The following is a 24,344-nucleotide window of genomic DNA, read 5'->3' on the forward strand; positions in this document are numbered from 1 at the left end:
GAGCCGGAGAGTGACATGACAGATCTGAATGACGCGCTTCGCTTTGCGGGGCAGGGGGGGCTGGCCACGCGCTTTACCCGTATCGGCCCCCATGAGGCCGCCCGCCTGTGCCAAGAGGCTTACGGGATCTCGGGGGCGATGAAGCGGCTCGAGACCGAGAAGGACGATACCTATCTGATCAGCGCGTCAGAGGGCCGCTATATCCTGAAGATCGCCAATCCCGACGAGACGCAGGGTGAACTTGATCTGCAGAACGCGGTACTGGATCATCTTGCGGAGCATTTTACCCGGCCCGCGCCGCGTCTGATCCGTGCCAGAACGGGCGAGGGGATGCTGCGCGAGCCGGCCTCGGGGCGGTTCTACCGGCTGCTCAGTTTCGTTGAAGGCACACCCTTGGACATGATGGAAACCCGTACCGAGACCCTGCCCGAGATCGGGCGGGTGCTGGCCGAGCTGCGTCTTGCCCTAGGTGGCTTCCGCCATCCCCATCAGAGCCGCCAGCTGGTTTGGGATGTGCAACATGTGATGCGGCTGAGGCCCCTTCTGGGCGAGGTCAGCCTGCCGCCCCGTCATCAGGCACTGGCCGGTGAGGCCTTCGCGCGGCTGGCCGAGGTGGCACACCGCATTCCGGCGCTGCCGCGGCAGGTGGTGCATAACGATTTCTACGCCTCCAATATCGTGGCCGATCCCGAAACGGGCCATGTGACGGGGGTGATCGATTTCGGAGATGTTGTGGAATCGGCGGTGGCGATTGATCTTGCGGTGGCGCTGATGGGGCAGATCCTGAAGGCGTTCACCCCCGATCAGGATATCTTCGCCAACGCCTATCCGGTGCTTGCGGGCTATCTGGAACGGGCGCCGTTGAGCGATGAAGAGCTGGCCATCATCCCGCATATGGTCATGGCGCGGGTGCTGGTGCGGGCGGTAATGACCCAGTATCGCGCAGCGCTCATGCCCGAGAATGCCCCCTATATCCTACGCAATGCCGCGCCCAGCTGGGCGCAGCTCCAATGGTTTCTTGCGCGCCCGACCGCTGAGGTTGAAGCGATCCTGCGCGCCCGTCCCGAATTCCGGAGAGGCTCATGAGCATCGATACCCTATCCAAACCCGCCATCGGTATGGTCAACGGGTTCGACCCGTCCAAAGCTGCCGATCTTGCCCCCGCGCTGGCCGAGCGTATCGAGCGCCGCGCGCGCCTGCTGGGCCCGGCCTACCGGCTGTTCTATCAAGATCCCCTGACGGTCGAACGTGGCGAGGGCGCCTATCTCTATGACCCCGATGGGCGCGATTATCTCGACGCTTATAACAATGTGGTCTCGCTGGGCCACGCCCATCCCCGCGTGGTCGAGGCGGTCTCGGCCCAGATGGGGCGGCTATGCACCCATACGCGCTATGTGCAGGACGGGATCCTTGATCTGGCCGAGGAAATGCTGCCGAGCTTAGGCGGGCAGATCGCGGAGAACGGCCATATGATGTTCACCTGCACGGGGTCCGAGGCCAATGATCTGGCAACCCGCATCGCGATGCACAAAACCGGCAAACGCGGGGTGATCATCACCTCCGAGGCCTATCACGGCACCTCGCATCTGACGGCGGGCTATTCGCCCTCGCTGGGCGCGAAATCGCCCTTGGGCACATGGGTGCGCCGCGTGGCCGCGCCTGACAGCTACCGCCGCGATGTGGCAACCTTGGGTGCGCAGATGGCGGCAGAGGTGAAGGCGCAGATCGAGGATCTGGAGCGCCATGGCGATGGCATCGCCTGTTTCATCGCCGACAGCCTGTTTTCCTCCGATGGCATCTATTCCGACCCGAAAGGGCTTCTGGCGCCCGTGGCCGAGGTGGTGCGCGCCCATGGCGGCATCATGATCGCCGATGAGGTGCAATCGGGCTTTGGCCGCTCGGGCGAGGCGATGTGGGGCTATCAGCGCCTTGGCATCGACCCCGAGATCGTCACCATGGGCAAGCCAATGGGCAATGGCTATCCGGTGGCCGGCATTGCCGTGCGCCACGAGGTCGTGGCCCCCTTCGGGCAGGATCTGCGCTATTTCAACACATTCGGGGGGAATACGGTGGCGGTGGCGGCAGCCCGCGCCGTCTTTGACACGATCCGTGACGACAACCTGATGGCCAATGCTGTTGCCATGGGGGACGCCATCCGCGCGGGCCTGCGCAGCCTGGAGGACGAGCGTATCGGCGATGTGCGCGGTGTGGGGATGTATGTGGCTTGCGAGTTCGTGACCGATCACGCGGCTAAGACCCCCGATGCCGCGACGGCGACCGCCTGCGTCAATCTGATGCGTCAGAAGGGCGTGCTGATTTCCTCAACGGGGCCGGGGGCGAATATCCTCAAGATCCGCCCCCCGCTGATTTTCAATGCGCGCCATGTTGACCGGCTCCTCAGCACGGTCGAGGCCGCGCTGAGGGAGATCTGATCACAGAACGGGCGCGCGGGCCTTCCTGCGCGCCACCCGTGCCCGAATGGCCTCCAGATCGGTGACGGGCGTGGCGGCAAAGAGCTGGCGGGTGTAGGGATGCTGTGGGTCGCTAAAGATCGCATCGCGCGAGGCCTGCTCGACCGCCTCCCCCTTGTTCATTACCATCACCTCATCGGCGATATAGCGCACGACCGACAGATCGTGGCTGATGAAGACATAGGTCAGGCCCAGCTCTTCCTGCAGATCGGCGAGCAGGTTCAGCACCTGCGCCTGCACCGAAAGATCGAGCGCCGAGACCGCCTCGTCCAGCACCAGTAGCTCGGGGTTGAGCATGAGCGCCCGCGCAATGGCGATCCGCTGGCGCTGCCCGCCCGAGAACATATGGGGATAGCGGTTGAAATGCGCGGCCTGCAGCCCGACCTTTTCCAGCATCGCCTCGGCTTTCTCGCGCCGTTCCTTGCCGCTGAATTTGGTGTTCAGCAGAAGCGGCTCGGTCAGGCAATCGCCTACCTTCTGGCGCGGGTTCAAAGACCCGTAGGGGTTCTGGAAGACCATCTGCACCATCGAGCGCAACTTGTGGTCAGGCTTGCGTTTCGAGATGTCGACAGCCTCTCCGCCGATCTCCAGCGTGCCACCCGATTGCGCATCGATCAGCGCGATGATCCGCGCCAAGGTGGATTTACCCGAGCCACTCTCGCCCACGATGGCCAGCGTCTTGCCCTTCTCGACGGCGAAATCGACGCCTTTCACGGCGCGCACGGTCTTCGCGCGGCCTAGAAGACCGCCCGACACATGGTAATCCTGCGTCAGGCCGCGCCCTGCAACGACTGTGCTCATGCGCCTGCCTCCGTATAATAATCCGAGACCGTGGGCAGCCTGTCGCCCGTGGCCAGTTCCGGCAGTGCCGAGAAAAGCGCCTTCGTGTAGGGATGTTGCGGCGCCTCGAAGAGCGAGAGCACCTCGGCCTCTTCCATCTTGCGCCCCTTATATTGCACCATCACGCGGTCGGCGGTCTCGGCCACCACCCCCATATCATGGGTGATCAGGATCAGCCCCATCCCATGCGCCTCCTGCAACTCCATCAACAGATCGAGGATCTGCTTCTGGATCGTCACATCAAGCGCGGTCGTCGGCTCATCGGCGATCAGCAGCTTCGGGCCGGTGGCGATCGCCATCGCGATCATCACCCGCTGGCATTGGCCGCCCGACATCTGGTGCGGATAGGCGTCGATCTTTACCTCCGGCTCGGGGATGCCCACCTGTTCGAACAGGTGGATTGCCTGCGCGCGCGCCTCGCGCCTGCCCAGACCCTTGTTGATCCGCAGCACTTCCTCGATCTGGAAGCCCACCGTAAAGGCGGGGTTGAGCGAGGCGATGGGCTCCTGGAAGATCATCGTGATCTCGCGCCCGATCAGGCGGCGGCGTTCGGCCTTTGACATATGCAACAGGTCGCGCCCGTCATAGGTCATCTCGTCGGCGGTGACGGTGGCGGTGTCGGGCAAAAGCCCCATCACTGCCAGCATCGAGACCGATTTGCCCGAGCCACTCTCGCCCACAATGGCCAGAACCTCGCCGGCATCGACATAGGCGTCGATCCCGTCCACGGCCTTGAAGGGCCCCGATGAGGTGGCGAAGCTGACCGTCAGGTTCTTGATGGATAGCAGTGCCATGGATCAGCTCCGTTTCAGTTTCGGGTCAAGGGCATCGCGCAGCCCGTCGCCCATCAGGTTGATCGCCAGCACCGAGATCAGGATCGCCAGACCGGGGAAGGTGACCACCCACCATGCCCGCAAAATGAACTCGCGCGCCTCGGCCAGCATGGTGCCCCATTCGGGCGAGGGCGGCTGTGCGCCCATGCCAAGAAAGCCCAGGGCGGCGGCATCGAGCACGGCGGACGAAAATGACAGCGTCGCCTGCACGATGAGGGGCGCGAGGCAATTGGGCAGGATGGTTTTCAGCATCAGCCGCAGAGGCCCTGCGCCTGCCATCCGCGCCGCCACTACATAATCACGCGATTTCTCGCCCATGACCGCGGCGCGAGTGAGGCGGGCGAAATGCGGTTGGTAGACGATGGCGATGGCGATCATCGCATTGGTCAGGCCCGGCCCCAGGATTGCCACCAGCACCAGTGCCAGCAGAAGCGAGGGGAAGGCCAGGATGATATCCATTATCCGCATGATCACGGTATCGACCCAACCGCCGAAGAAGCCGGCCAGAAGGCCAAGAATAATCCCGCCCGAAAGCGCGACCAGCACCACAACCACGCCGATGAGCAGCGAATAGCGCGAGCCGTAGATCAGGCGCGAGAGCATGTCTCGTCCCACGGCATCGGTGCCCAGAAGGAATTCGGACTGGCCGCCTTCGGACCATGAGGGCGGCACAAGAAGGGCGTCGCGATATTGCATTGTTGCGTCATGGGGCGCGATCAGCGGCGCGAAGACGGCAATCAGAACCATCAGCGCAAAGACGCAAAGCCCCACCACCGCGCCCTTGTTGCGGCGGAAATCATGCCAGAAATCCGCGATCATTTTGCGGCGGATCTGGCCGTCGGTCATCTGGAGAGTAGTGCTCATTTGTGACGGATCCTCGGATTGATGAGGCCATAGGTCAGATCGACGATCAGGTTCACGATCATCACGATCCCCGCGATCAGCAGCAGACCCGATTGCACGACCGGATAGTCGCGCCGCGAGATGGAATCGATCATCCATTTGCCCACACCGGGCCAGCTGAAGATCGTCTCGGTCAGGATGGCTCCGGCCATCAGAAGGCCGATCTGCAGCCCGATCGTGGTCACCACCGGCACCATCGCATTGCGCAGCGCATGGACCATGACAACGCGTCGGCCCGACATACCCTTGGCGCGGGCGGTGCGGACGTAATCCTCGCCCATCACCTCGAGCATGGCCGAGCGGGTCTGCCGCGCGATGACCGCCAGCGGAATGGTCCCCAGCACGACAGAGGGCAGGATCAGATGCGAGAGCGCCGAGGTGAACGCGCCGTCCTGTCCCGACAGGAGGCTATCGATCAGCATGAACCCCGTGGGCGTGTCGAAATAGAACATCAGCGACATCCGGCCCGAAACGGGCGTCCAGCCGAGCGTTCCCGAGAAGAAGATGATCAGCAGAAGGCCCCACCAGAAGATCGGCATCGAGAAGCCCACAAGGGCCGTGGTCATCGAGATCTGGTCGAACCAGCTGCCGCGTTTGACGGCCGCCAGCACCCCCACCGGCACGCCGATCAGCGTGGCAAGGATAATCGCGCAGAGCGACAGCTCGACGGTGGCAGGGAAGAGCTGCAGGAATTCGCTCAGCACGGGCTGTTTGGTGACGATCGAATTGCCGAAATCGCCATGCAGAAGCCGCCAGAGGAAATCGAGATATTGCGCCCAGACGGGCCGGTCGAAGCCCAGCTGGGCCGCGAGCTCGGCATGGCGTTCGGGGGTGATCCCGCGCTCGCCCGCCAGAAGGGTGACCGGATCGCCCGGCAGCACCCGCACGAAGCCGAAGGCCACGATGGTGATGCCGATCAGGGTCGGGATCAGGTAGAGAAGCTTGTTGAAGAAGAAGCGGATCATGTCATCGCCTTGCAAAGAGGCGCGCGAGAGGGGTCTCCCGCGCGCCTGATGTGGATTTACGCGAGGCTTATTTCAGGTCGACGGTCTCGAAGGTGAAATCCCCCAGAGGGCTCATCTGGAAGCCTTCAACATTGGCGCGCATCGGCACATATTGGGTGGAATGCGCGAGCGTGTCCCACGGGGCCTGTTCCTTGAAGATCACCTGCGCCTGCTCGTAGAGCTTGGCGCGCTCGGCCTGATCGGTGGTGGCTTTGGCCTTGGTCAGCAGCTCCGAGAAGTCCTCGTTGCACCATTGTGCGCGGTTCGAGCCGCCATCACCGGTGGCCGCACAGCTCAGGAGCACGCCCATGAAGTTGTCGGGATCGCCATTATCGCCGGTCCAGCCCATGATGACCGCCCCTTTGCGCGCCGGATCGGTGGAGCGTTTCAGATACTCGCCCCATTCATAGGAGACGATCGAGGCCTTCACGCCCACCTTCTCCAGATCGGACTGCATCAGTTCGGCGGTACGGCGGGCATTGGGCATATAGGGGCGCTGGACGGGCATCGCCCAGATCTCCATATCCAGATTGCTCACGCCCGCATCAGCCAGCATCTGCTTGGCTTTTTCGGGGTCATAGGGGTCGTCCTGGATGCTGTCATTATAGGACCACATGGTCGGCGGGATCGGGTTCTTGGCCACTTCGCCCGCGCCCTGGAAGACGGCATCGATGATCGCCTGCTTGTTGATCGCCATATTCAGGGCCTTGCGGACCTCGGGCTTATCGAAAGGTGCGATGGTGGTGTTATAGGCCAGATAGGCCACGTTCAGGCCTGGTTGCTGGTCGAGCTTGAGATTGCTGTCGGCCTTGATCGCGTCCAGATCGGCAGGCGAGGGATAGGGCATCAGCTGGCATTCATTGGCCTGCAGACGCTGCAGACGGACCGAGGCCTCGGGCGTGATGGCAAAGACAAGATCGTCGATCTTGGGCGCGGTGCCCCAGTAGTCGGCGTTCTTCTTGTAACGGATGACGGCATCCTGCTGATAGGCCACGAACTGGAAGGGGCCGGTGCCGACGGGCACCTGGTTGAACTGCGCCTGTTTGCCGTCTTCGGCCAGCGTATCGGCATATTCTTTCGATACGATCGACATGAAGGGCATGGCGAGGTTTGCAAGGAAGGGGGCCTCGGGGCGGGTCAGGGTGATCTTGACCGTCATGTCATCGACCTTCTCGATGGACTTGATCAGATCGGCCATCTCCATCGCCGAGTAATATTCATAGGTGATGCCGGGCAGGTAATCATGCCACGGATTGTCGGGATTGCCCTGACGGTCGAAGCTGAAGATAACGTCATCGGCATTCATCGTGCGAGTGGGCGCGTAACCATCCACCGACTGCCATTTCACATCGGGACGCAGGTGGAACGTATAGGTCAGCCCGTCATCGGAGACATCCCATGAGGTCGCAAGACCCGGCTCGATCTCGGTCGTGCCCTTCTTGAATTCCACCAGACGGTTGAAGACCGGATGCGCCGAGGCATCGAAGGTGGTGCCGGCGGTATAGGGCGCCGGATCGAAGCCTTCGGGCGAGGCTTCCGAGCAATATACAAAGGTTTTTGCGAATGCCGGTGCCGAAAGCCCGAGCATGAGTGCAGAAGCAGCCAAAAGGCTACGCGTCATCTTCGACATAATTTCCCCTCTCTGTCGTTGACGAACCTGTCCCTCATTGGCGGGGGCGGTCCGGTCTCGCGGTTTTTTGACTTACCGGTCAACAATGGAAAAATATCGGCTCGATCGAAGCTGGCAAGGGAGTATCTGCTTACAAAGGGGCATTTTGTGAAAGAAAATTTTATATTGCGACATATTGCAGCAGGTCATCACAAAACTTGCCAATTTGACAAGATTTCGGGAATTTCCGTTCAAACGGAACCTCTCCATATGCGCATGATATCCAGTTAGCGTCGGGAAGGGGGAGATCAACCGCGCTCACAGGACGCGGCGCATGGCGGAGAATCCGTCGGGTGCTTAGGAGAACCGTGGCGCGTCTGGCTGGGTGAAGAAAGGTGCAATGAGCGGGCGAATATCCTCGACCTCTGAGATGTCCGCGAGCGAGGTGAGCAGGGTTTCGGGATGTGGTATACCCGCCTGTGCCATGAGACGCGCGGCCTTTGCATGGACCGTCTCGGCGCTGACAGGACGTAGTGCTCCCCCTAGGGGAGCGTCGATCCGGCAGCTATGGTGACCGCCATCGGTCAGGGTCAGCTCCACGCGCGCCTGTGGTCTGCGACCGACCCCGCGCATGGCGGCATCCATCTCCGGATCGGTATGGAAGGAGAGCCGGGTGGCCAGCTGGGCGGTCTCGGGCTGGTCGAGGGCGTCTGGCGTGAACCAGGGCAGTCCAGCTTCGAGCCCCAGAGCCTGACAGGTCATCAGATGCGGTAGGGAAAACTGGGCATCGATGGCATTTGCAGGCGCGGGATATGCCATCTTGGCGGCCACATCGGCAAAGGAATGGACCTCGATACGGGCGATCCGGTCAAAAGGCGCGCCGCTTTCGGCCAGAACTGTATCGAACGCCTCCAGCACAGGCGCGATCCAGCGGCAGGCGGGATAGGTCTTGACCGCACCGTCCCCAGCATACCAGTCGTGGCACAATCCCTCGGTCAGCAGGTCGGGCGCAAAGTGGTCCGAGCCCACCATCCGCCAGAACCCCTGTGGTCCCTCGAAGATATCCGCCGGCCCCTGTAACCCCGCTAGCGCCAGATCGACGCCCTGCACGCCCGCCTGGGCGGATGGGGCCACAAAATCCTTCAGGCTGATGATCGGTCGGGTGAACCAGTTATATTTGTGCAGGCTCGGCACCGCACTGAGGCTGGCCGCGAGGTTGAGCGCGTTGGACATCTGCGGCGCGCCCAACCCCTTGAGCCGCGCATAGGTGACCGCAGCACCCACCGATTGATGCTGTCCGATGCCGTAGACTTCCACGAAGCGTTTGGCACTCGGCTGGACCGAGAGGATCAGTCGGTTGTTGATCTCTGCCCCCAATACGAGAGCGGTCAGAAACGCGCGCCCCGTTACCGGCGCATCGCCCAGAGCCGCGAGCCCTGCGGCCACCAGCGAGGCTCCCGGATGGCCCATACCTTTGCCATCATGCTCGAACCCGTCATCAAAATCGAGAAGATTGGCCGCGAAGGCATTGGCGAAGGCCGCCAGCATCGGCCCGCTCGATCCGCCACCGATGAGCGGGCGACCCGATCCCTGCTGGCGGGCATAGGTGGCCACACTCTGCGCAAGGGGGAGCCTGCTACCGGCTGCTGCACAGGCCAGCGTGTCGATCAGATGCAGAACCCATGACTGCATCACGCTATCGGGAATCGCCTCGGCGGGCGTCTCACTGGCAAAAAGGCTCAGGCGCGGGGCAAGCCCCGTTGGCGGATCGAAGGGAAGGGTCATCGTTTAGCGCCTGAAATACCGACGGTGGATCTTGCGCTCTATGGCGCCCGCAATCAGTGAGAGCGGCATGATCGTGCAGATGAAGAAGAAGGCGACGAAGCTGAGCACCTCCAGCGGGCGGAAACTATGGGTGCTGAGCCTCTGTCCTTCATAGAGGATCTCGCCCACCGCGATATAGCTGCCCAGAACCGAGTTCTTGATCGCCATGATGCACTGGCCGGTAAAGGGCGGCATGATGCGCAGGAAAGCAAGCGGCAGCACGATCCGGTGCAGGATACGCCAGCGCGGCATGCCGACCGATTGCGCGGCCTCGACCAGCCCGCGATCAACAGCCTGCACCCCCGAGCGGAAGATCTCGGCGAAATAGACGCCCGAATAGACCGAGATCGCGAAGACGCAGGTCCAGTAGGCAGGCAGTGTAAGCCCTGCGATGATCGGCAGGCAGTAATAGGTCCAGACGACCAGCACCAGAGGCGGGCAGGAGCGGAACACCTCGATCATGGCGGTGGCGGGCCAGCGCAACCAGATCCGTTCCGACATGCGCAGAGGTGTGAGAAGCATCCCGATCAGGATGCCGAGCACGACCGAAAGCGCCACGATCTTGGCGGTCCTCAGCACACCCTGTGCCAGAAGTCCGCGATATTCCCACAAGACGCCGAAATCCCAATCATAGCTCATTGTGCGGCCTCCTCGCGCAGTCCGGCGAAGAAGGACGCGGCGACAGGGTTTTGCGATTGCAGCATGACCTCGGCGGGCGGGCCCTGCTCGATCAGCTGGCCCTCATGCAGCAAAAGGACGCGGTCGCAGACGTCACGCGCGAAGGCCATCTCGTGGGTCACAACCAGCATGGTGGTGCCCGCATCGGCCAGATCGCGCATGACCTTGAGCACCTCGGCCACCAGTTCGGGATCAAGCGAGGAGGTCGGCTCGTCGAACAGCATCAGCCTGGGTCGCATCGCCAGCGCACGGGCAATGGCCACGCGCTGCTGCTGACCACCCGACAGGCGGATCGGATACTGGTCTTCCTTCGTTTCCATGCCGACCTTGACCAGGAGGCTGCGCGCTTCGGCCACGGCCTCGTCCTTGGACAGTCCCAGCACCTTGACGGGACCTTCGGTGATATTCTCCAGCACTGTCATATGCGGCCAGAGATTGAAGTTCTGGAACACCATTGCCATCTGGCGGCGCTGATAGGCAAGGCGTGCCGCCGGAACAGGCTTGCGCCCTCCGGCGGCACTGCGGACGCCCACTTCTTCCTGCTCGAGAAAAATTCGTCCGGCATTGGGCTGTTCGAGGAAATTCAGACAGCGCAGCAAGGTTGACTTGCCGGAGCCACTGCGCCCCAGAAGCCCCACGACCTGACGGGGATACACATCAAACGAGATACCTTTGAGCACTTCGAAGACACCGTAGGATTTACGGAGATCCTCGATACGAAGAATGGGGTCCGTTCCGGTCATGACTTGGTCGAACCCTCGACGCTGGTGTATTTCGCCCAGATCTTGTCCATTGTGCCATCGGCTTCGAGGGCGGCAATGCGGGTATCGAGCCAGTCAAGAAGCTCGTGGTCCTCGGATTTGCGCAGGCCGATATTGGTGGGCTGACGCTCGACCGGTTCGGGGATGACCATGGTGCCACGGTCGCGGCTGGCGATGTAATCGGCGACCTGCGCATCCGAGGTCACGATGGCATCGACGCGCCCGCTTTCCAGTTCGAGGAACATGGTATCGCTCGAGGGCGTGGCGACCCATGTGGTCTTGGTCAGTTTGGGCTGCAGGATGCGGGCCGCCCCCGAGCCGTCTATCACGGCAAGTTTGACATCGGGACTATCGATCGCGTCCCAGTTGGCAAAGCTTGCGGCGTTGTCTTTCAGCGTCAGGATCGTCAGGCGTAACCCGCCAATTGCCTTGGTGAAATCGATGGCTTCGGCCCGTTCGGGCGTGGAATTATAAGCGCCCATCAGGTCGAAGCGGCCCGATTGCAGACCCGCCACAGCAGTGCCCCATTGGGTGTCGATATAGTCGACGGAGATGCCTTCGGGCGCGAACACCGCCTCGAGGATATCGGGCACGAGGCCTTTCCATTCACCGCTTGCGAAATCCTGTGTGAACCAGGGTTTCGCCTCGACCGCGCCGGCACGCACCTTGCCTGCCGCCTTAATCCCAGCCCATTCGGTCTTGCCTTGCGCCAGAAGCTGTTTGGGCAATAGGGCAGTGGCTGCGGCCGCCATCAGCGCCGCACGTCTGTTCAGTTTCATGTGCTTACTCTCTGTTGGACCAGTTTTTTAGATTTTGGTTCTCTTAGGCTTGACTATGGATCGGCAAAATTCATTCTGTCTAATACTTTATTTTAGGTATCCTATAGCCAAAGGGAATAGATGGACCGGCGCGAGATCGAGGTATTCGTCACTGTCATGCAACTCGGATCCGTGTCCGCGGCGGCGCGCCTTTTGAACATGGCACAGCCTTCGGTCTCGAAAGCCATCGCCATGATCGAGCGTCGCCATGGCATCTCGTTGTTCGAGCGTCACAAGGGGCGGCTGACCCCGACAGAGGCCGCCCGTCAGCTTCTGGGAGAGGCGTCGCGGCTCGAGGCGGAGCTGTCACGCTTTGATCGCTATGTGGACACGATCCGCCAGATGCGCCCTGGTCTGATCCGCGTGGCGGCGACCCCCTCGCTTTCGCTGGGTCTGTTACCGGTGCTGGCGCGGCTTTACCGCGAAAGGCATGGCGATCAGGGGTTTATCTTCGACATGCATCCCAATCACGATATCACGGCGGCGGTGGAGCGGGGGCAATATGATCTGGGGCTGATGGTGCAGGCGGGCGCGGACCCGTTGCCGGGCACGCTCAAGATCGCAGGGGGGCGCATCATCTGTATCATGCCTGAGGATCATCCTCTGGCCGTGCATGCCGAGATCGGGGCCGGAGATATCTCCGGTCAGGATCTGGTCGCCATCACCACCGACCGGGATATCGTGGCGATGCTGATGCGCAATGTTCCGGGTTTCGACCGGCGCAGCTCGCGCAGTCTCGAAACTAACCGCTATAATATCGCGGTCAATCTGGTGCGTCAGGGGCTGGGGATGACACTGGTAGACGGGTTTACTACGTTCGATCCTCCAAAGGAGGGGCTTGCGTGGCGGCCTGTCACGCCCAGCATGGAGGTCAGCCTTCTGGCGGCGATAGGCGAGACCACGGCGCAGCGCCCCGAAATGCGCGCATTGCTGGACATACTGGGCGGGCTGGAATTTGGCACCGCCGGATAGAGGGCTCAGATTGCCTGCGGTTTGAAATCCGAGGCAGCGACCGGCATGACGCCTTGCAAAAGCGCGACAGATTTCTCGAGCCCTTCCAGAGAGTTCAGCAGGACATCCTCGTGTTCGATAGATAACCAGCCATCATAGCCCGCCATTTTAAGCCGGTAGCAGAACTGACGCCACCACTCCTCCCCGTGACCGAAGCCCAGCGTGATATAGGACCAGCTGCGTGCCGGAATATCCATGAGGGAACCGTTTTCTAGAAGGCTCGTGGTGGCCTGAACCGGCGCATTGAGGAAGGTGTCCTTGGCATGGACATGGTAGATCGCCTCACCCAGTGCCTCGGCGGCCTGAAGCGGATCTGCCCCCATCCAGAACAGATGGGAAGGGTCGAGATTCGCTCCGATCACCGGCCCGATCTCGGCGCGCAGCCTCAGGAGCGAGGGCACGTTATAGACGCATTGATTGCCATGCAGCTCGAGCGCGATCCGTTCCACCCCGCTTTCACGGGCTAGCTCCGCGATTTCATGCCAGAACGGGAATAGCTTCTCGTGCCACTGATAATGCAGAATTTCCCGGGTCTCGGGTGGCCATGAAGACACCACCCAGTTGGGCATCCGGTCCTCGGGCGATCCGGCAGGCAGGCCCGACATGGTGCAGACGGTCTTGATGCCCATTTCACCCGCCAACCGGATTGTGGTCCTCAGATCTTCACCTTGGCGCGGATCGGTCGGGTGGAGCGGGTTGCCATTGGCATTGAGGCTGATCACCTCGAGCCCGCGTTCGGTAACCTGTTTGAGGAAATCCTTGCGGACGCCCGCATCCCCCGCCATCCGCGCCAGATCGAAATGTGGGGCGGTGGACCAGCCGCAGGTGTTGATCTCGAGGCCCGAGACCCCCATCCGCTGCGCGTGCTCGAGCACATCCCCGAATGCCATCCCACCAAGACTGTCGGTCACAAATCCCAGTTTCATAGGGCGTCTCCCTTACGCGATGCATAAAAGGCAGGGCGGGGAGCCATGTTTACGGGTTCTTTGGCACCGCTGGCCAGAGCCCGTGCTCCTGTCTCGGCCACGAGGGCGGCGCAATAGCCATCCCAGCAATCGGCGGCGATCTCGGGGAAGAGGCCGGTTTCGACAAAGCCCAGAAAGGCGCGGTTCTGTGCCACATAGGCCTCGTGATACCGTCCGCGCCAATCGGCGTCATAGGCGGCGCTGCTGGCAAGCGCGCCTTCCATGCGGGTATAGGCCACATGGTTCATAGAAATGGAGGCCGTCTCGCCCACCAGCTCGGCGCGCACATCATAGCCATAGGCTGCGTTATTGTTCACCTCGATCGTGACGATTTGCCCGTCTCCGGTTTCCAGCACCATCACGACAGGGGCCACGCGGCTATCGGACCGGCGCGGTTGCGAAGCCGAGATGCTCGTATACTCGCACCCCAGCACATGGCGCGCCACGTCGAACTCATGCGGGGCGGAATTGGTGATCGCCATCGCGCCGGTGAAATCCGCCGCCGGGGTTTCGACATTGCGGTGGAAATTATGCATCATCAGCGGGCGTCCCAGACGGCCCGCGCCCAAGGCCGCGCGCATCTCTGCATAGGCGCGGTCATAGCGCCGCATGAACCCCAGCATGACATGGCGCGCGCCGCTGCGGGTCTCGGCCCCGATCACTTCCAGACATTGTGCAGGCGATTGCGAGAGAGGCTTTTCCATCAGCACCTTCTTGCCCGCATGAATACAGGCGAGCGACAAGGGCGCGTGGGTGAAATCGGGGCTCGCCACGATCAGCGCATCCACATCCTCGCGGGCGATCACCGCCTCGGGGTCGCTGGCGATATCGGCGGCTCCACAGGCATCGGCCACAGCGCGCGCACGGGTCGGGTCCATGTCGCAGACCACTTGCAAGGATGCGTCAGGCAGATCGAGGGCGATGATGCGGGCGTGGTCCGCACCCATGAGGCCCGCGCCGATCAGGCCTAATCGGATGGTCATGGAAATCTCCTTCTTGGCGCAAGAGGACAGGGCCGCCAGAGCGGCGGTCCTGTCGGGTCAGGTAGTGGGAAGATCAGCCGGCGGTCTGCGGGCTGTGCCCGTCATGGGTGTCCTGATAGACCTCGATCGAGGCCTCCAGAGCCGACATGGACTCTCCCCCTGCCATGAGATCGGCAATCTCCTCGCGGGTTTTCTCTCCCTTGCGGAAATCTGCGGCAATCGCGCCGCGGATCAACACCGCGAAATGGTCGCCTACGGCCATCGCATGCATGACCTGATGGGTGATGAAGATCACGGCCAGACCCCGGCGCTTGGCCTCGTTGACGATACGCAGGACGTGGGCCGCCTGTTTGACGCCCAGTGCGGCGGTCGGTTCGTCGAGGATCAGCACGCGCGCCCCGAAATGCACCGCGCGTGCGATGGCCAGCGATTGCCGTTCGCCGCCCGAGAGCGCGCCCACCAGACGGTCGCCATCGGTGATCCGAGTGATGCCGAAATTCTGCACGGCCTCCACGGCGATCCTATTGGCCACATGGCGGTCGAAGCGGCGGAACGGACCCCAACCCTTGGTGGGCTCGGCGCCCATGAAGAAGTTGCGCCCCACCGACATCAGCGGATAGGTGCCGCCGAACTGGTGGACGGTGGCGATGCCGTGATCCTGCGCCTCGCGGGGCGTGTTGAACAAAACCGGCTTGCCATCCATCAGCATCTCGCCGGAGCTGGGCTGGTGGACCCCCGAGAGGGTCTTGATCAGCGTGGATTTGCCGGCACCGTTATCGCCCAGAAGGCAGAGCACCTCGCCCGCATGCACCTTGAGCGAGATCTCGTGCAGCACGTCGATCGGCCCGAAGCTTTTGTCGACTTTGCGCATTTCCAGAACGGGAGCAGTCATGAGCGGATCTCCTTATTTCTTCTTGCCGGACATCGACAGCGCCATACGGCGGAAACTGTCATTCATCAGAACCGCGATCAGCAGCATGACCCCGATGATCAGCGAGCTGAGATTACGGTCGAAGGGCGTGTAGCCGATGCCCTGCTGGACGATGGCCAGGGTCGCGGTGCCGAAGAAGATCCCGGAGACGGTGCCAAAGCCGCCTGTCAGCAGCACGCCACCCACGACGACCGCGATAATGCAGTTGAAGATCAGTGCGAAGTTGGTGGTGGTGGTGGCCGAGTTTGCCAGCGTTGCCTCGCAGATACCCGAGAGGGCGGCGGCCATCGCGGTCAGCACGAAGAGGCCGATTTTCAACTTGTCGGTAGGGATGCCCGCATTATGTGCGCTTTCCTTGTCGCCTCCCATCCCGAAGATCCAGTTCCCCCAGGGCGATTGATGCAGGAAGAAATAGAGCATCGCGGCCAGTGCAAACCACCAGAAGACCGAGGATTGCAGACCCCAGATATGATAGGAGCCGAAGACGAATTTGGCCCATTCGGGCGAAGGCATGGCCTGGCTTGTGGTGTCGGTCAGGAAGAGCGACAGGAAGAGCGTCAGGCCGGCTACGGAAAACAGTGTGGCCAGCGTCACGATGAGTGAGGGCACCTTGGTGCGAGTGACCAGAAGCCCGTTCACCGTGCCCACCGCTGCGGCAATCGCGAAGGTCAGCACAAGGCCCACCACGAAAGGCAGCCCGTAATAGCCGCAACTTATGGCCATCGCCATTTTGGCTGCGGGGACCATAGCACCGATGGAGATATCAAGCTCACCTGCGATCATCAGAAAACCAACGGGAATAGCAATGATCCCGATGGTCGAAGCCGCGTTCATCCAGCTGGACGTGCCGAAGGGCGAGAGGAAGTTACGATCATATCCGAAGATACTGAAAAAGATAAAAACAAGCACCATACCCATGAAGGCGCCCATTTCGGGGCGTCGGAACAGGCCGGAGACGGAAAACGGGGTAGATGTGGGCGCATCGGGTTTCGGGGGCATAGACAGGTCCTCATGCGACAGAAGCGGCAATCGGGCACCCCGCGCGGGGGTGCCCGTCAGGCGGTGTCAGACGGATTAACGCGCGCCTTTGGCGACGCCTTGCAGGGCGGTATCGATGTTGCTGGCATCGATGATCGCGGGGCCGGTCAGGACGGGATCGGTCGCCAGTTCGGTGCCGAAATCGATATGCGCCGCCAGCATCGAGGTTGCGAGGAAGCCTTGCAGATAGGGCTGCTGGTCGATCGCCATGGTCTGGGTGCCCCCCTTGATGCGGTCAAGCACCGCGGGGTTCATGTCGAAGCTGCCGATCTTCACACGGTCCTGCGCGCCGATCTGGCCCACGGCATTGGCCGCGGCATCTGCCGACCACGCGGCAAGGGTGATGACCGCATCGATGCCCTGGTCGGCGACCAGTTCCGATTTGATCGACTCGGCGGTGCCGGTCACATCGCCATCAAGATTGGCCGGGGTCCGCAGGATATTGACCTCGGCGCCGCCTTTCTTGGCTCCCTCGACCACACCCGCGCAGCGTGCTTCGTGGTTCACCGCACCGGGCGTGTGGATGTGGCACAGGATCTTCTTGGCACCATGTTCGGCCATGTATTCGCCACCCGCAACACCGGCGACAAACTCATCCGAGCCGAAATAGTTGATGCCGTGGACATCCTCTTTTACATCCGAGCCCGAGTTATACATCATGATCTTGATGCCTTTATCGGCGGCTGCCTGCAGGGCAGGAACCTGTGCCTCGGGTACCCAGACGGGGATCGCGATCCCGTCCACACCCTGTGCGACAGCCTGATTAATGAGCGTTACCAGATCGGGGCCGAAATTGTCGTAATTGGGCGTGCGCAGGTAGTTGACCTGACCGCCATTGGCTTCGACGACCAGCGTCGCATCATCGACGCCTTTCTTGATCAGGTTGAAGAACCCGTCCTCGATGGAGCCCGCGATCACCGCGATGTTGGCGGCCATGGCGCCCGAGGCGCTTAGCGCCAGTACCGATGCTGCAAGCAGGGCAGATTTGAATTTCATGTCGACACTCCTCCACTGACGCCGTCTCCTCCGACGGCGCGACATGCGTGGCCGAAACCACATCTCTTCCGGTAGTTTGATTTTCTTCACCTCAGAATTGCCCGTGCTAGGCACCATGAGGCTGATGGCGACCTCCACCGCCAAAGCTCATTTTCTGAAACGAAATCTCCCTGTCTGAGTAATAAATGATCTTATTAAATCAAAGCTAGCGGGCTTGTGATAATAATACGATGTTATTCACATCAAAATTAGTCGTTTGTTTCGCTTGCAATGTAAGTTTGAAATTTGCCTATTTATCGGGCGGTGTATGCCGGCGATGTAAAACGGATCATTAAGGACGCTGTGGATGCCGAAAGCTGGCAAGAACTGGAAAGGCCCGAATATCGCGCAGATTGCCGCCCTTGCCGGTGTGGGGCCGGCCTCCGTCGACCGCGTGCTCAACAACCGGCCCGGCGTCAAAGAAACGACCCGAAACCGCGTGATGGCGGCACTCGACAAGCTGGCTGCCGATCACCGGATGCAGGATCTGCGTCAGATCGGGTTTTTCTGTATTTCCGGCCCGTCCTTCAACGGACAGATGATACAGGCGATGCAGATGGTGAATGCCTCTATCGCCGGGGTGGAGCTAACGGGGCAGTTCTTTACCACCGAGGAGATCGAACCGGGGCGATTTGCGGCGGCACTGGAACAGGCGGGGCGCGAGCTGGATGCGGTGATCGTCATTGCCTACGAGCATCCGGCCATCAACGGCGCGCTGCGCAAGATCGCGGCCCTCGGCAAGCCCACGGTCTGCCTGACCTCGGATCTGCCCAGTTCGCGGCGCACGGTCTATGTTGGCAATGACCAATATGCGGCGGGTAGCGTGGCCGCGCAGCTGATCGGACAGATTCTCCCGCCGGTTCCGCAACATATCCTGCTGGTGATGAGCGTGCCGTTCCGTTGCCAGCAGGAGCGCGAGATGGGGTTCCGCCGGGTGCTGCGGCAGGACTACCCGCATCTGAGCATTCAGGAGCGGGTGATCTCGAATGACAATGTCGAACGCACCGAGGAACTTCTGGCGAGCCATCTGGCATCGGCCCGCCCGCCCGGTGCGATCTATAACGTGGCGGGGGCCAATCGCGGCGTAGGGGCAGCGCTCGAATATGCAGGACTGAGTGGCAAAACGGTCTTTATCGGTCACGAGCTGACGCCATTCACGCGGGTTCTGCTTGAGGCAGGCACGATGGATTACGTCATCTCGCATGATTCGGCCGCCGAGCTGGTCCAGGCCGTGCGGGCCATCGACGAGCGTCTGCGCGGTATCGAAAGCCAGCCCGCACCCTCCTCGATCCTGATCCATACCCGTTACAACTGCAACTGACATAACAAAACGCCCCGCTCTCTCGGGCGGGGCGTTTGTTGGTGCTATGAACCGGATCAGGGAATCAGACGCGCGATGATCAGATCGGCAGCTTCTTCCGGCGTCATCTCGGTCGTGTCGATGCGCAATTCGGCATTGTCAGGGGCTTCATAGGGGCTGTCGATGCCCGTGAAGTTCTTCAGCTGACCCGAACGGGCCTTTTTATAAAGGCCTTTCACATCGCGCTCTTCGGCGACTTCCAGCGGCGTATCCACGAAGACCTCGACGAACTCGCCCGGCTGCATCATCCCGCGCACCATGTCACGCTCCGAACGGAAGGGCGAGATGAAGGCGGTGATCACGATGAGACCGGCATCGGTCATCAGCTTGGCAACCTCGCCCACACGACGGATATTCTCGATCCGGTCGGCCTCGGTGAAGCCCAGATCCTTGTTCAGGCCGTGGCGCACGTTGTCGCCATCGAGCAGGAAGGTGTGGCGGTTCATCCGCGCCAGTTTCTTCTCGACGATATTTGCGATGGTCGATTTGCCCGAGCCCGAGAGGCCGGTGAGCCAGAGCACGGCTGGCTTCTGGTTCTTCATCGACGCATGGCTCTCGCGCGAGATGTCGGTGGCCTGCCAATGGACATTGGTCGAGCGGCGCAGCGCGAAATGCAATATGCCGGCCGCGACCGTCTGGTTGGTCATTTTGTCGATGAGGATGAAGCCACCAAGATCGTGGTTCTCCTCATAGGGCGCGAAGGGGATCTCGCGGTCGGTGGTGATATTGGCCACGCCGATCGCGTTCAGATCCAGCGTCTTGGTCGCAAGATGCTCCTGCGTGTTGACGTTCACCTCGTATTTCGGCGCCTGAACGGTGGCCGAAACGGTCTGGGTGCCGATCTTGAGCCAATAGGCGCGACCGGGGATCATCTCTTCCTCGTCCATCCAGATGATGGTCGATTCGAACTGGTCGGCCACTTCTAGCGGGCTTTGCGCCGCCACGATGACCTGACCGCGCGAGCAGTCGATCTCGTCTTCGAGCGTGATGGTGATCGCCTCGCCTGCAATCGCTTCGTCGCGATTGCCCTCGAAAGTCACGATCTGCGCCACTTTGGAGGTCTTGCCCGAGGGCAGCACGCGGATCTCGTCGCCCGGTGCGATCCGGCCCGAGGCCACGAGGCCTGCAAAGCCGCGGAAATCGAGATTGGGGCGGTTCACCCATTGCACCGGCATACGGAAGGGTGCGTCGACGGGTTCGTGCGACGAGGTGATCTCGACCGTTTCCAGATGCGGCAGCAGCGGCGTGCCAGTGAACCACGGCATGTTCTCGGACGGCGTGGTGATGTTGTCGCCCTTATACCCGGAGATCGGCATCGGCACGAAATCGGTCAGGCCGATGGTTTTGCCGAATTCGGTGTAATCGGCCACGATCTGGTCGAAGGTCTCCTGCGAATAGCCCACGAGATCCATCTTGTTGACCGCAAGCACCACATTCTTGATGCCCAAGAGTTTCACCAGATAGGAGTGACGCTTGGTCTGGGTCAGCACGCCTTTGCGCGCATCGATCAGGATCACGGCCAGATCGGCGGTCGAGGCGCCGGTGACCATGTTACGGGTATATTGCTCGTGGCCGGGAGTATCGGCGACAATGAACTTGCGCTTCTCGGTGGCGAAGAAGCGGTAAGCCACGTCGATAGTGATGCCCTGCTCGCGCTCGGCGGCAAGACCATCGACCAAGAGCGCGAAGTCGATCTCCTGGCCCTGGGTGCCCACGCGCTTGGAATCGGCTTCGAGCGTTGCCAGCTGATCCTCGAAGATCATCTTGCTATCATAGAGCAGGCGGCCGATCAGGGTGGATTTCCCGTCATCGACCGAGCCGCAGGTGATGAAGCGCAGCATGGTCTTGTGCTGGTGGACCTTCAGATACTGGTCGATATCTTCCGCGATCAGCGCGTCGGTCTTGTAGATCGGGTCTTGTTGGTTTGCAGTCATGTGAGTGCACCTGAAATTCATAAATCCGGAGAGAAGCGGGGCCGTTTGCGGCCCCTGCGCGCGCGATCAGAAGTAGCCTTCCTGCTTCTTCTTCTCCATCGAGGCGGCCTGATCGTGGTCGATCGCACGGCCCTGACGCTCGGAGGTGGTGGTCAGAAGGGTTTCCTGAATGACCTCCGGCAGCGTGGTGGCTTGGCTTTCGACAGCACCGGTCAGCGGGTAGCAGCCCAGCGTGCGGAAACGCACCGAGCGCATGACCGGCTCCTCGCCATCTTTCAGGCGGAAGCGGTTGTCATCCACCATCAACAGCATGCCATCGCGTTCCACGGTCGGGCGGGGCGCTGCGAAATAGAGCGGCACGATCTCGATGCCCTCGAGATGGATATATTGCCAGATGTCCAGCTCGGTCCAGTTCGAGATCGGGAAGACCCGCATCGACTCGCCCTTGTTCTTGCGGGCGTTATACAGACGCCACAGCTCGGGGCGCTGGTTTTTGGGGTCCCAGCGGTGCTGGGCGGTGCGGAAGGAGAACACACGTTCTTTCGCGCGGGATTTCTCCTCGTCGCGGCGCGCGCCACCGAAGGCCGCATCGAACCCGTATTTATCAAGCGCCTGTTTCAGGCCTTCGGTCTTCCACATGTCTGTATGCAGCGAGCCGTGATCGAAGGGGTTGATGCCCTTTTCGATGGCTTCGGGGTTCTGGTGGACCAGCAGCTCCATCCCCGCATCTTTTGCGGCCTTGTCACGCAGCGCATACATCGCCTGGAATTTCCAGGTGGTGTCGACATGCAGGAGCGGGAAAGGCGGCGGTGCGGGATAGAAGGCCTTCTTTGCCAGATGCAGCATGACCGCCGAGTCCTTGCCCACGGAATACAGCATTACAGGGTTCTGCGCCTCGGCCACGACTTCACGCAGGATATGGATGCTCTCGGCTTCCAGCCGCTGAAGGTGGGTAAGAGATGTCTTGGTCATGATGCTCTCGGTTCAAACTTCGTGTTGACACCAGAGGTAAGCCTGTCAGTTTGTCGCAGCACCCCCCAAATGGGGGCTAAATGCTTTTTCGGAGATTTTCCGCCATGGCGTCCAGCGAAGAAGCTGTTATCGCGTCACTTTTTTCTGCCGCCTCCGGCTATGGCGCGGGCGAGGCCGCAGCGCCCTTCGAATTGTGGTCCGATTTCCTGCGTGGCCTGGCGCAGATGACTGGCGCGGATGCGGCGGGGCTCTTGTCCTTGCGGGGTGGCGAGGTCACGGGCGCATGGTCATGGGGCGGGCCGGTACCGGTCTTTTCCCGCGCCCTTATCGAGAGGATGCGCAGCGGGCGGATCTATGGCCAGAGCGAGCTCTCCGATCTGGCAAATCCCGACCTTCCCTTGCGGGCGCTGCGCAGCCGGATCGATGCGACAAGCCACGCGCTTGTGTGGATCGGGCGTAATGGTGTGGATCACGGCATTGCGGATTTCCGCGCGCGCGACGGGGTCGGGTTGTCTCGGCTTGCGCCCTATCTGGGGCCTGCGCTGCAAAGCTATCAGGCGCTGCGGGCCGAACGGGCCCGCCACGCCCGTGATAGCAGGATTGCGCGCGATCTGGGGGGGTATTGGATGCAGATCTCTCCGGCGGGGCGGGTGGTCGCGCAATCTGCGGATCTTCCGGCGCGGCTGGAGGGCACGGCCATGACGCTGACCGAGCAGGGCTGGCTCGCATTCACCTCGCCCGATCTGGCGCGGCGGTTCCGTGCACGTCTGGCCGAACTGGGCGCCGCGGAGAGACCCGAAGCCGGGGGGAGCGCGGCGGGATGGGCCGCCTTCGATCTCTCCGAGACGCGCCCGCTTGCGATGGTATTGCGTATGGAGGAGGGGGCGATCATGGCCTATCTGCGCCAGCCGCGCGCCATCGGGGAGATGGGCGAGACCCATCTGATGCAGCATTACGGGCTCGCCCGTAGCGAGGCGCGGCTTGCGATCTGTCTGGGGGACGGGCTGTCGCTGGCGGAGGCGGGCGAGGCGCTCGGCTGGCAGCGCGAGACCGCGCGTAGCTATTCCAAGCAGCTCTACGCAAAACTGGGCGTTGCCGGGCAATCCGCTGTCGTGCGGCTCCTATGGTCGGGAGGGCTCTGGCTCTAGAGCCGTCCGGTGCGCGCCATCACCTGTAGCACGCGGTCGCCCTGTAGCGTCTGGCGGTGGATATCCAGCTCGCGCAGTGCTCTCCCGTAGGCGCCACCGCCCATCTTGCGCGCCGACAGGAACCGCATCAGCAGTGCGTCGTTCTCGGGGGTCAGCGACAGGCGGTTGGCAAAGAGCGCCGCGATATTGGCATCCAGCCAGCCGGAAAAATGGCGTTTGGCGACTGTGCCCAGCCGCTTGAGACGGCCACGCACCGGTCCGTGATGGCCCAGCTGGTTTGAGCCGTGCTGGCGGTAATAGAGCGTGGGTTTGGGATCGTTGAAGATCTGCGCGCCTGCCCCCGCCATCATCATGTAGATCCACCAGTCGTGATAGGGCACTCGGGCAGAGATCGCGGCTTGCGCTGACTGGCCCAGAATGGCGGCAGCCGGTGCCGACAGCACGATCGTATTGCCGCCGAGGATGTTCTGCACCAGCGAGTTGCGGAAGGACGGTCCGCGCATATGCAGATGCGACAGGCCCAGCTTCTTGAGGTGCGTATCGGTCAGGATGGTTCTGCTGGCATAGACGAGCGGGTCGCGGGCGGGATCGCCTGCGCGCTTCATCCAGCGCACCGAGCGCGCGAGCTTTACCTTCGACCAGACATCATCCTGATCGGAGAGCGCAAGGGCCGCCTCGGGGGCATCCTTGGCGGCGCGGGCGGCCAGCGTGAGAAACGCGGGGGCCACACCCGCGCGGGGCCCGTCAAAGATCCGCACCCGAGAGGGATGGCGCTTGCGGAAAGCCTCGAGAATATCGGTGGTGGCATCGCTCGATCCGTCATCGCTGGCATCGAGTGACCAGTTGCGATGGGTCTGGCGCTCGAAACTGGCCAGCTGGTCGGGCAGATGTGCGGCGCCGTTCCGGCAGGCCATGATGATGCGGATATGGGGCGTCTGGGTGGCCGAAATCAGGGACGAAACAGGGTTTTCCATGCCGGTATATTTGCGCGCCCCATTCCGGATTGTCCAGCGGTGTTGCGACATCTTCAAAGGCTGGGCGGCAGCATGCTGCCGAGGGCACGACCGTTGGCATTTGAGCCAAATCGGCGGTAAAAGCCATGTTTTGTTCCCATTTTGATCCGCTTTCGGGCAGGCTTTGTGTCCATCTTGCGCATGTGGGAACAGCCAGCGCGCCATCGGGCACAGTATCGGGACAGGATAACCGGTGGCGCGTCTGCAAGGAGG

22 protein-coding genes are annotated in these 24,344 nt (G+C 61.8%); 5 read left to right on the top strand and 17 right to left on the bottom strand.

From position 1 onward, the window contains the following. Positions 1-15 precede the first annotated feature (15 nt). Both VSX56_RS17320 and VSX56_RS17325 read left to right on the top strand, forming a co-directional pair. Positions 16-1,086, top strand: a complete 1,071-nt coding sequence (locus VSX56_RS17320) for a phosphotransferase (protein WP_350938907.1) — start codon at positions 16-18, stop codon at positions 1,084-1,086. After that, a complete protein-coding gene (locus VSX56_RS17325; RefSeq protein WP_350938909.1) occupies positions 1,083-2,432 on the top strand; it encodes an aspartate aminotransferase family protein in 1,350 nt (449 codons plus the stop codon). Before VSX56_RS17320 ends, VSX56_RS17325 begins: the two co-directional genes overlap by 4 nt. Here the strand turns inward: VSX56_RS17325 and VSX56_RS17330 are convergent, their stop codons facing one another. The 9 genes from VSX56_RS17330 to VSX56_RS17370 all read right to left on the bottom strand — a co-directional run bounded on the left by VSX56_RS17330 (position 2,433) and on the right by VSX56_RS17370 (position 11,702). After that, a complete protein-coding gene (locus tag VSX56_RS17330) occupies positions 2,433-3,272 on the bottom strand; it encodes an ATP-binding cassette domain-containing protein (RefSeq protein WP_350938911.1) in 840 nt (279 codons plus the stop codon). It lies immediately after the preceding gene. Beyond that, positions 3,269-4,105, bottom strand: coding sequence for an ABC transporter ATP-binding protein (locus tag VSX56_RS17335; RefSeq protein WP_350938913.1), 837 nt, complete (start codon positions 4,103-4,105; stop codon positions 3,269-3,271). Before VSX56_RS17335 ends, VSX56_RS17330 begins: the two co-directional genes overlap by 4 nt. A gap of 3 nt (positions 4,106-4,108) precedes the next feature. Beyond that, positions 4,109-4,990 carry an ABC transporter permease subunit gene (locus tag VSX56_RS17340; protein WP_434096052.1) on the bottom strand — a complete coding sequence of 294 codons (882 nt, stop codon included), beginning with the start codon at positions 4,988-4,990 and terminating at the stop codon, positions 4,109-4,111. A gap of 14 nt (positions 4,991-5,004) precedes the next feature. Then, on the bottom strand, positions 5,005-6,012 hold the full coding sequence (locus tag VSX56_RS17345) for an ABC transporter permease subunit (protein WP_350938917.1): 1,008 nt from the start codon (positions 6,010-6,012) through the stop codon (positions 5,005-5,007). 67 nt (positions 6,013-6,079) lie between these two features. Then, entirely contained in the window at positions 6,080-7,672 is a 1,593-nt protein-coding gene (locus VSX56_RS17350; protein WP_350938953.1) for an ABC transporter substrate-binding protein, read from the bottom strand. Positions 7,673-8,017: 345 nt separating this feature from the next. After that, positions 8,018-9,445, bottom strand: a complete 1,428-nt coding sequence (locus VSX56_RS17355; RefSeq protein ID WP_350938919.1) for an MmgE/PrpD family protein — start codon at positions 9,443-9,445, stop codon at positions 8,018-8,020. Between the two features lie 3 nt (positions 9,446-9,448). Next, positions 9,449-10,123 (bottom strand): amino acid ABC transporter permease, encoded by a 675-nt coding sequence (locus tag VSX56_RS17360; protein WP_350938921.1) that lies wholly within the window; start codon positions 10,121-10,123, stop codon positions 9,449-9,451. After that, complete coding sequence (locus tag VSX56_RS17365) at positions 10,120-10,905, bottom strand: amino acid ABC transporter ATP-binding protein (RefSeq protein ID WP_339115228.1); 786 nt, start codon at positions 10,903-10,905, stop codon at positions 10,120-10,122. The genes VSX56_RS17360 and VSX56_RS17365 overlap by 4 nt, the downstream gene beginning before the upstream one ends. Further along, the gene (locus VSX56_RS17370; protein WP_350938924.1) at positions 10,902-11,702 is read right to left on the bottom strand and encodes a transporter substrate-binding domain-containing protein; all 801 of its coding nucleotides are present in this window, start codon (positions 11,700-11,702) and stop codon (positions 10,902-10,904) included. Before VSX56_RS17370 ends, VSX56_RS17365 begins: the two co-directional genes overlap by 4 nt. A 120-nt stretch (positions 11,703-11,822) precedes the next feature. On the opposite strand from VSX56_RS17370, the gene VSX56_RS17375 reads away from it, so the two are divergent. Beyond that, positions 11,823-12,713 carry a LysR family transcriptional regulator gene (locus VSX56_RS17375; protein ID WP_350938926.1) on the top strand — a complete coding sequence of 297 codons (891 nt, stop codon included), beginning with the start codon at positions 11,823-11,825 and terminating at the stop codon, positions 12,711-12,713. Positions 12,714-12,718: 5 nt separating this feature from the next. On the opposite strand, the gene VSX56_RS17380 is transcribed toward VSX56_RS17375, so the two are convergent. The 5 genes from VSX56_RS17380 to VSX56_RS17400 form a co-directional block, all read right to left on the bottom strand. Beyond that, positions 12,719-13,678, bottom strand: a complete 960-nt coding sequence (locus tag VSX56_RS17380) for a sugar phosphate isomerase/epimerase family protein (RefSeq protein WP_350938928.1) — start codon at positions 13,676-13,678, stop codon at positions 12,719-12,721. Beyond that, positions 13,675-14,700 (bottom strand): Gfo/Idh/MocA family oxidoreductase, encoded by a 1,026-nt coding sequence (locus tag VSX56_RS17385; RefSeq protein ID WP_350938930.1) that lies wholly within the window; start codon positions 14,698-14,700, stop codon positions 13,675-13,677. Before VSX56_RS17385 ends, VSX56_RS17380 begins: the two co-directional genes overlap by 4 nt. 73 nt (positions 14,701-14,773) lie before the next feature. Then, positions 14,774-15,592, bottom strand: coding sequence for an ATP-binding cassette domain-containing protein (locus tag VSX56_RS17390; RefSeq protein WP_339115223.1), 819 nt, complete (start codon positions 15,590-15,592; stop codon positions 14,774-14,776). A gap of 12 nt (positions 15,593-15,604) precedes the next feature. Continuing rightward, positions 15,605-16,630 (bottom strand): ABC transporter permease, encoded by a 1,026-nt coding sequence (locus tag VSX56_RS17395; RefSeq protein ID WP_339115222.1) that lies wholly within the window; start codon positions 16,628-16,630, stop codon positions 15,605-15,607. Positions 16,631-16,705: 75 nt separating this feature from the next. Beyond that, positions 16,706-17,665 (bottom strand): substrate-binding domain-containing protein, encoded by a 960-nt coding sequence (locus tag VSX56_RS17400; protein ID WP_339115221.1) that lies wholly within the window; start codon positions 17,663-17,665, stop codon positions 16,706-16,708. Positions 17,666-18,011: 346 nt separating this feature from the next. Here VSX56_RS17400 and VSX56_RS17405 point away from each other — a divergent pair, with 346 nt between their 5' ends. Further along, positions 18,012-19,025, top strand: a complete 1,014-nt coding sequence (locus VSX56_RS17405; RefSeq protein WP_350938933.1) for a LacI family DNA-binding transcriptional regulator — start codon at positions 18,012-18,014, stop codon at positions 19,023-19,025. Between the two features lie 56 nt (positions 19,026-19,081). Here the strand turns inward: VSX56_RS17405 and cysN are convergent, their stop codons facing one another. Then, on the bottom strand, positions 19,082-20,998 hold the full coding sequence (gene cysN, locus VSX56_RS17410) for a sulfate adenylyltransferase subunit CysN (protein ID WP_350938935.1): 1,917 nt from the start codon (positions 20,996-20,998) through the stop codon (positions 19,082-19,084). A 66-nt stretch (positions 20,999-21,064) separates the two neighbouring features. Continuing rightward, complete coding sequence (gene cysD, locus VSX56_RS17415; RefSeq protein ID WP_339115218.1) at positions 21,065-21,970, bottom strand: sulfate adenylyltransferase subunit CysD; 906 nt, start codon at positions 21,968-21,970, stop codon at positions 21,065-21,067. A 104-nt stretch (positions 21,971-22,074) separates the two neighbouring features. Here cysD and VSX56_RS17420 point away from each other — a divergent pair, with 104 nt between their 5' ends. After that, positions 22,075-23,118, top strand: a complete 1,044-nt coding sequence (locus VSX56_RS17420; protein WP_350938937.1) for a helix-turn-helix transcriptional regulator — start codon at positions 22,075-22,077, stop codon at positions 23,116-23,118. Here the strand turns inward: VSX56_RS17420 and VSX56_RS17425 are convergent. Next, positions 23,115-24,092 carry a glycosyltransferase gene (locus tag VSX56_RS17425; protein ID WP_339115216.1) on the bottom strand — a complete coding sequence of 326 codons (978 nt, stop codon included), beginning with the start codon at positions 24,090-24,092 and terminating at the stop codon, positions 23,115-23,117. The genes VSX56_RS17420 and VSX56_RS17425 overlap by 4 nt on opposite strands. Between the last annotated feature and the right edge of the window lie 252 nt (positions 24,093-24,344).

Source organism: Thioclava kandeliae (genome assembly GCF_040297545.1).
Classification (GTDB): Bacteria; Pseudomonadota; Alphaproteobacteria; order Rhodobacterales; family Rhodobacteraceae; genus Thioclava; species Thioclava kandeliae.

Coding starts and splice junctions, on each gene's coding strand:
- VSX56_RS17370 (WP_350938924.1), bottom strand. CDS start 11,702: ATGAAACTGAACAGACGTGCGGCGCTGATGGCGGCCGCAGCCACTGCC.
- VSX56_RS17400 (WP_339115221.1), bottom strand. CDS start 17,665: ATGAAATTCAAATCTGCCCTGCTTGCAGCATCGGTACTGGCGCTAAGC.
- VSX56_RS17405 (WP_350938933.1), top strand. CDS start 18,012: ATGCCGAAAGCTGGCAAGAACTGGAAAGGCCCGAATATCGCGCAGATT.
- VSX56_RS17390 (WP_339115223.1), bottom strand. CDS start 15,592: ATGACTGCTCCCGTTCTGGAAATGCGCAAAGTCGACAAAAGCTTCGGG.
- VSX56_RS17330 (WP_350938911.1), bottom strand. CDS start 3,272: ATGAGCACAGTCGTTGCAGGGCGCGGCCTGACGCAGGATTACCATGTG.
- VSX56_RS17375 (WP_350938926.1), top strand. CDS start 11,823: ATGGACCGGCGCGAGATCGAGGTATTCGTCACTGTCATGCAACTCGGA.
- VSX56_RS17335 (WP_350938913.1), bottom strand. CDS start 4,105: ATGGCACTGCTATCCATCAAGAACCTGACGGTCAGCTTCGCCACCTCA.
- VSX56_RS17340 (WP_434096052.1), bottom strand. CDS start 4,990: ATGACCGACGGCCAGATCCGCCGCAAAATGATCGCGGATTTCTGGCAT.
- VSX56_RS17420 (WP_350938937.1), top strand. CDS start 22,075: ATGGCGTCCAGCGAAGAAGCTGTTATCGCGTCACTTTTTTCTGCCGCC.
- VSX56_RS17395 (WP_339115222.1), bottom strand. CDS start 16,630: ATGCCCCCGAAACCCGATGCGCCCACATCTACCCCGTTTTCCGTCTCC.
- VSX56_RS17380 (WP_350938928.1), bottom strand. CDS start 13,678: ATGAAACTGGGATTTGTGACCGACAGTCTTGGTGGGATGGCATTCGGG.
- VSX56_RS17360 (WP_350938921.1), bottom strand. CDS start 10,123: ATGAGCTATGATTGGGATTTCGGCGTCTTGTGGGAATATCGCGGACTT.
- VSX56_RS17425 (WP_339115216.1), bottom strand. CDS start 24,092: ATGGAAAACCCTGTTTCGTCCCTGATTTCGGCCACCCAGACGCCCCAT.
- VSX56_RS17365 (WP_339115228.1), bottom strand. CDS start 10,905: ATGACCGGAACGGACCCCATTCTTCGTATCGAGGATCTCCGTAAATCC.
- VSX56_RS17325 (WP_350938909.1), top strand. CDS start 1,083: ATGAGCATCGATACCCTATCCAAACCCGCCATCGGTATGGTCAACGGG.
- cysN (WP_350938935.1), bottom strand. CDS start 20,998: ATGACTGCAAACCAACAAGACCCGATCTACAAGACCGACGCGCTGATC.
- VSX56_RS17320 (WP_350938907.1), top strand. CDS start 16: ATGACAGATCTGAATGACGCGCTTCGCTTTGCGGGGCAGGGGGGGCTG.
- VSX56_RS17355 (WP_350938919.1), bottom strand. CDS start 9,445: ATGACCCTTCCCTTCGATCCGCCAACGGGGCTTGCCCCGCGCCTGAGC.
- VSX56_RS17350 (WP_350938953.1), bottom strand. CDS start 7,672: ATGACGCGTAGCCTTTTGGCTGCTTCTGCACTCATGCTCGGGCTTTCG.
- VSX56_RS17345 (WP_350938917.1), bottom strand. CDS start 6,012: ATGATCCGCTTCTTCTTCAACAAGCTTCTCTACCTGATCCCGACCCTG.
- cysD (WP_339115218.1), bottom strand. CDS start 21,970: ATGACCAAGACATCTCTTACCCACCTTCAGCGGCTGGAAGCCGAGAGC.
- VSX56_RS17385 (WP_350938930.1), bottom strand. CDS start 14,700: ATGACCATCCGATTAGGCCTGATCGGCGCGGGCCTCATGGGTGCGGAC.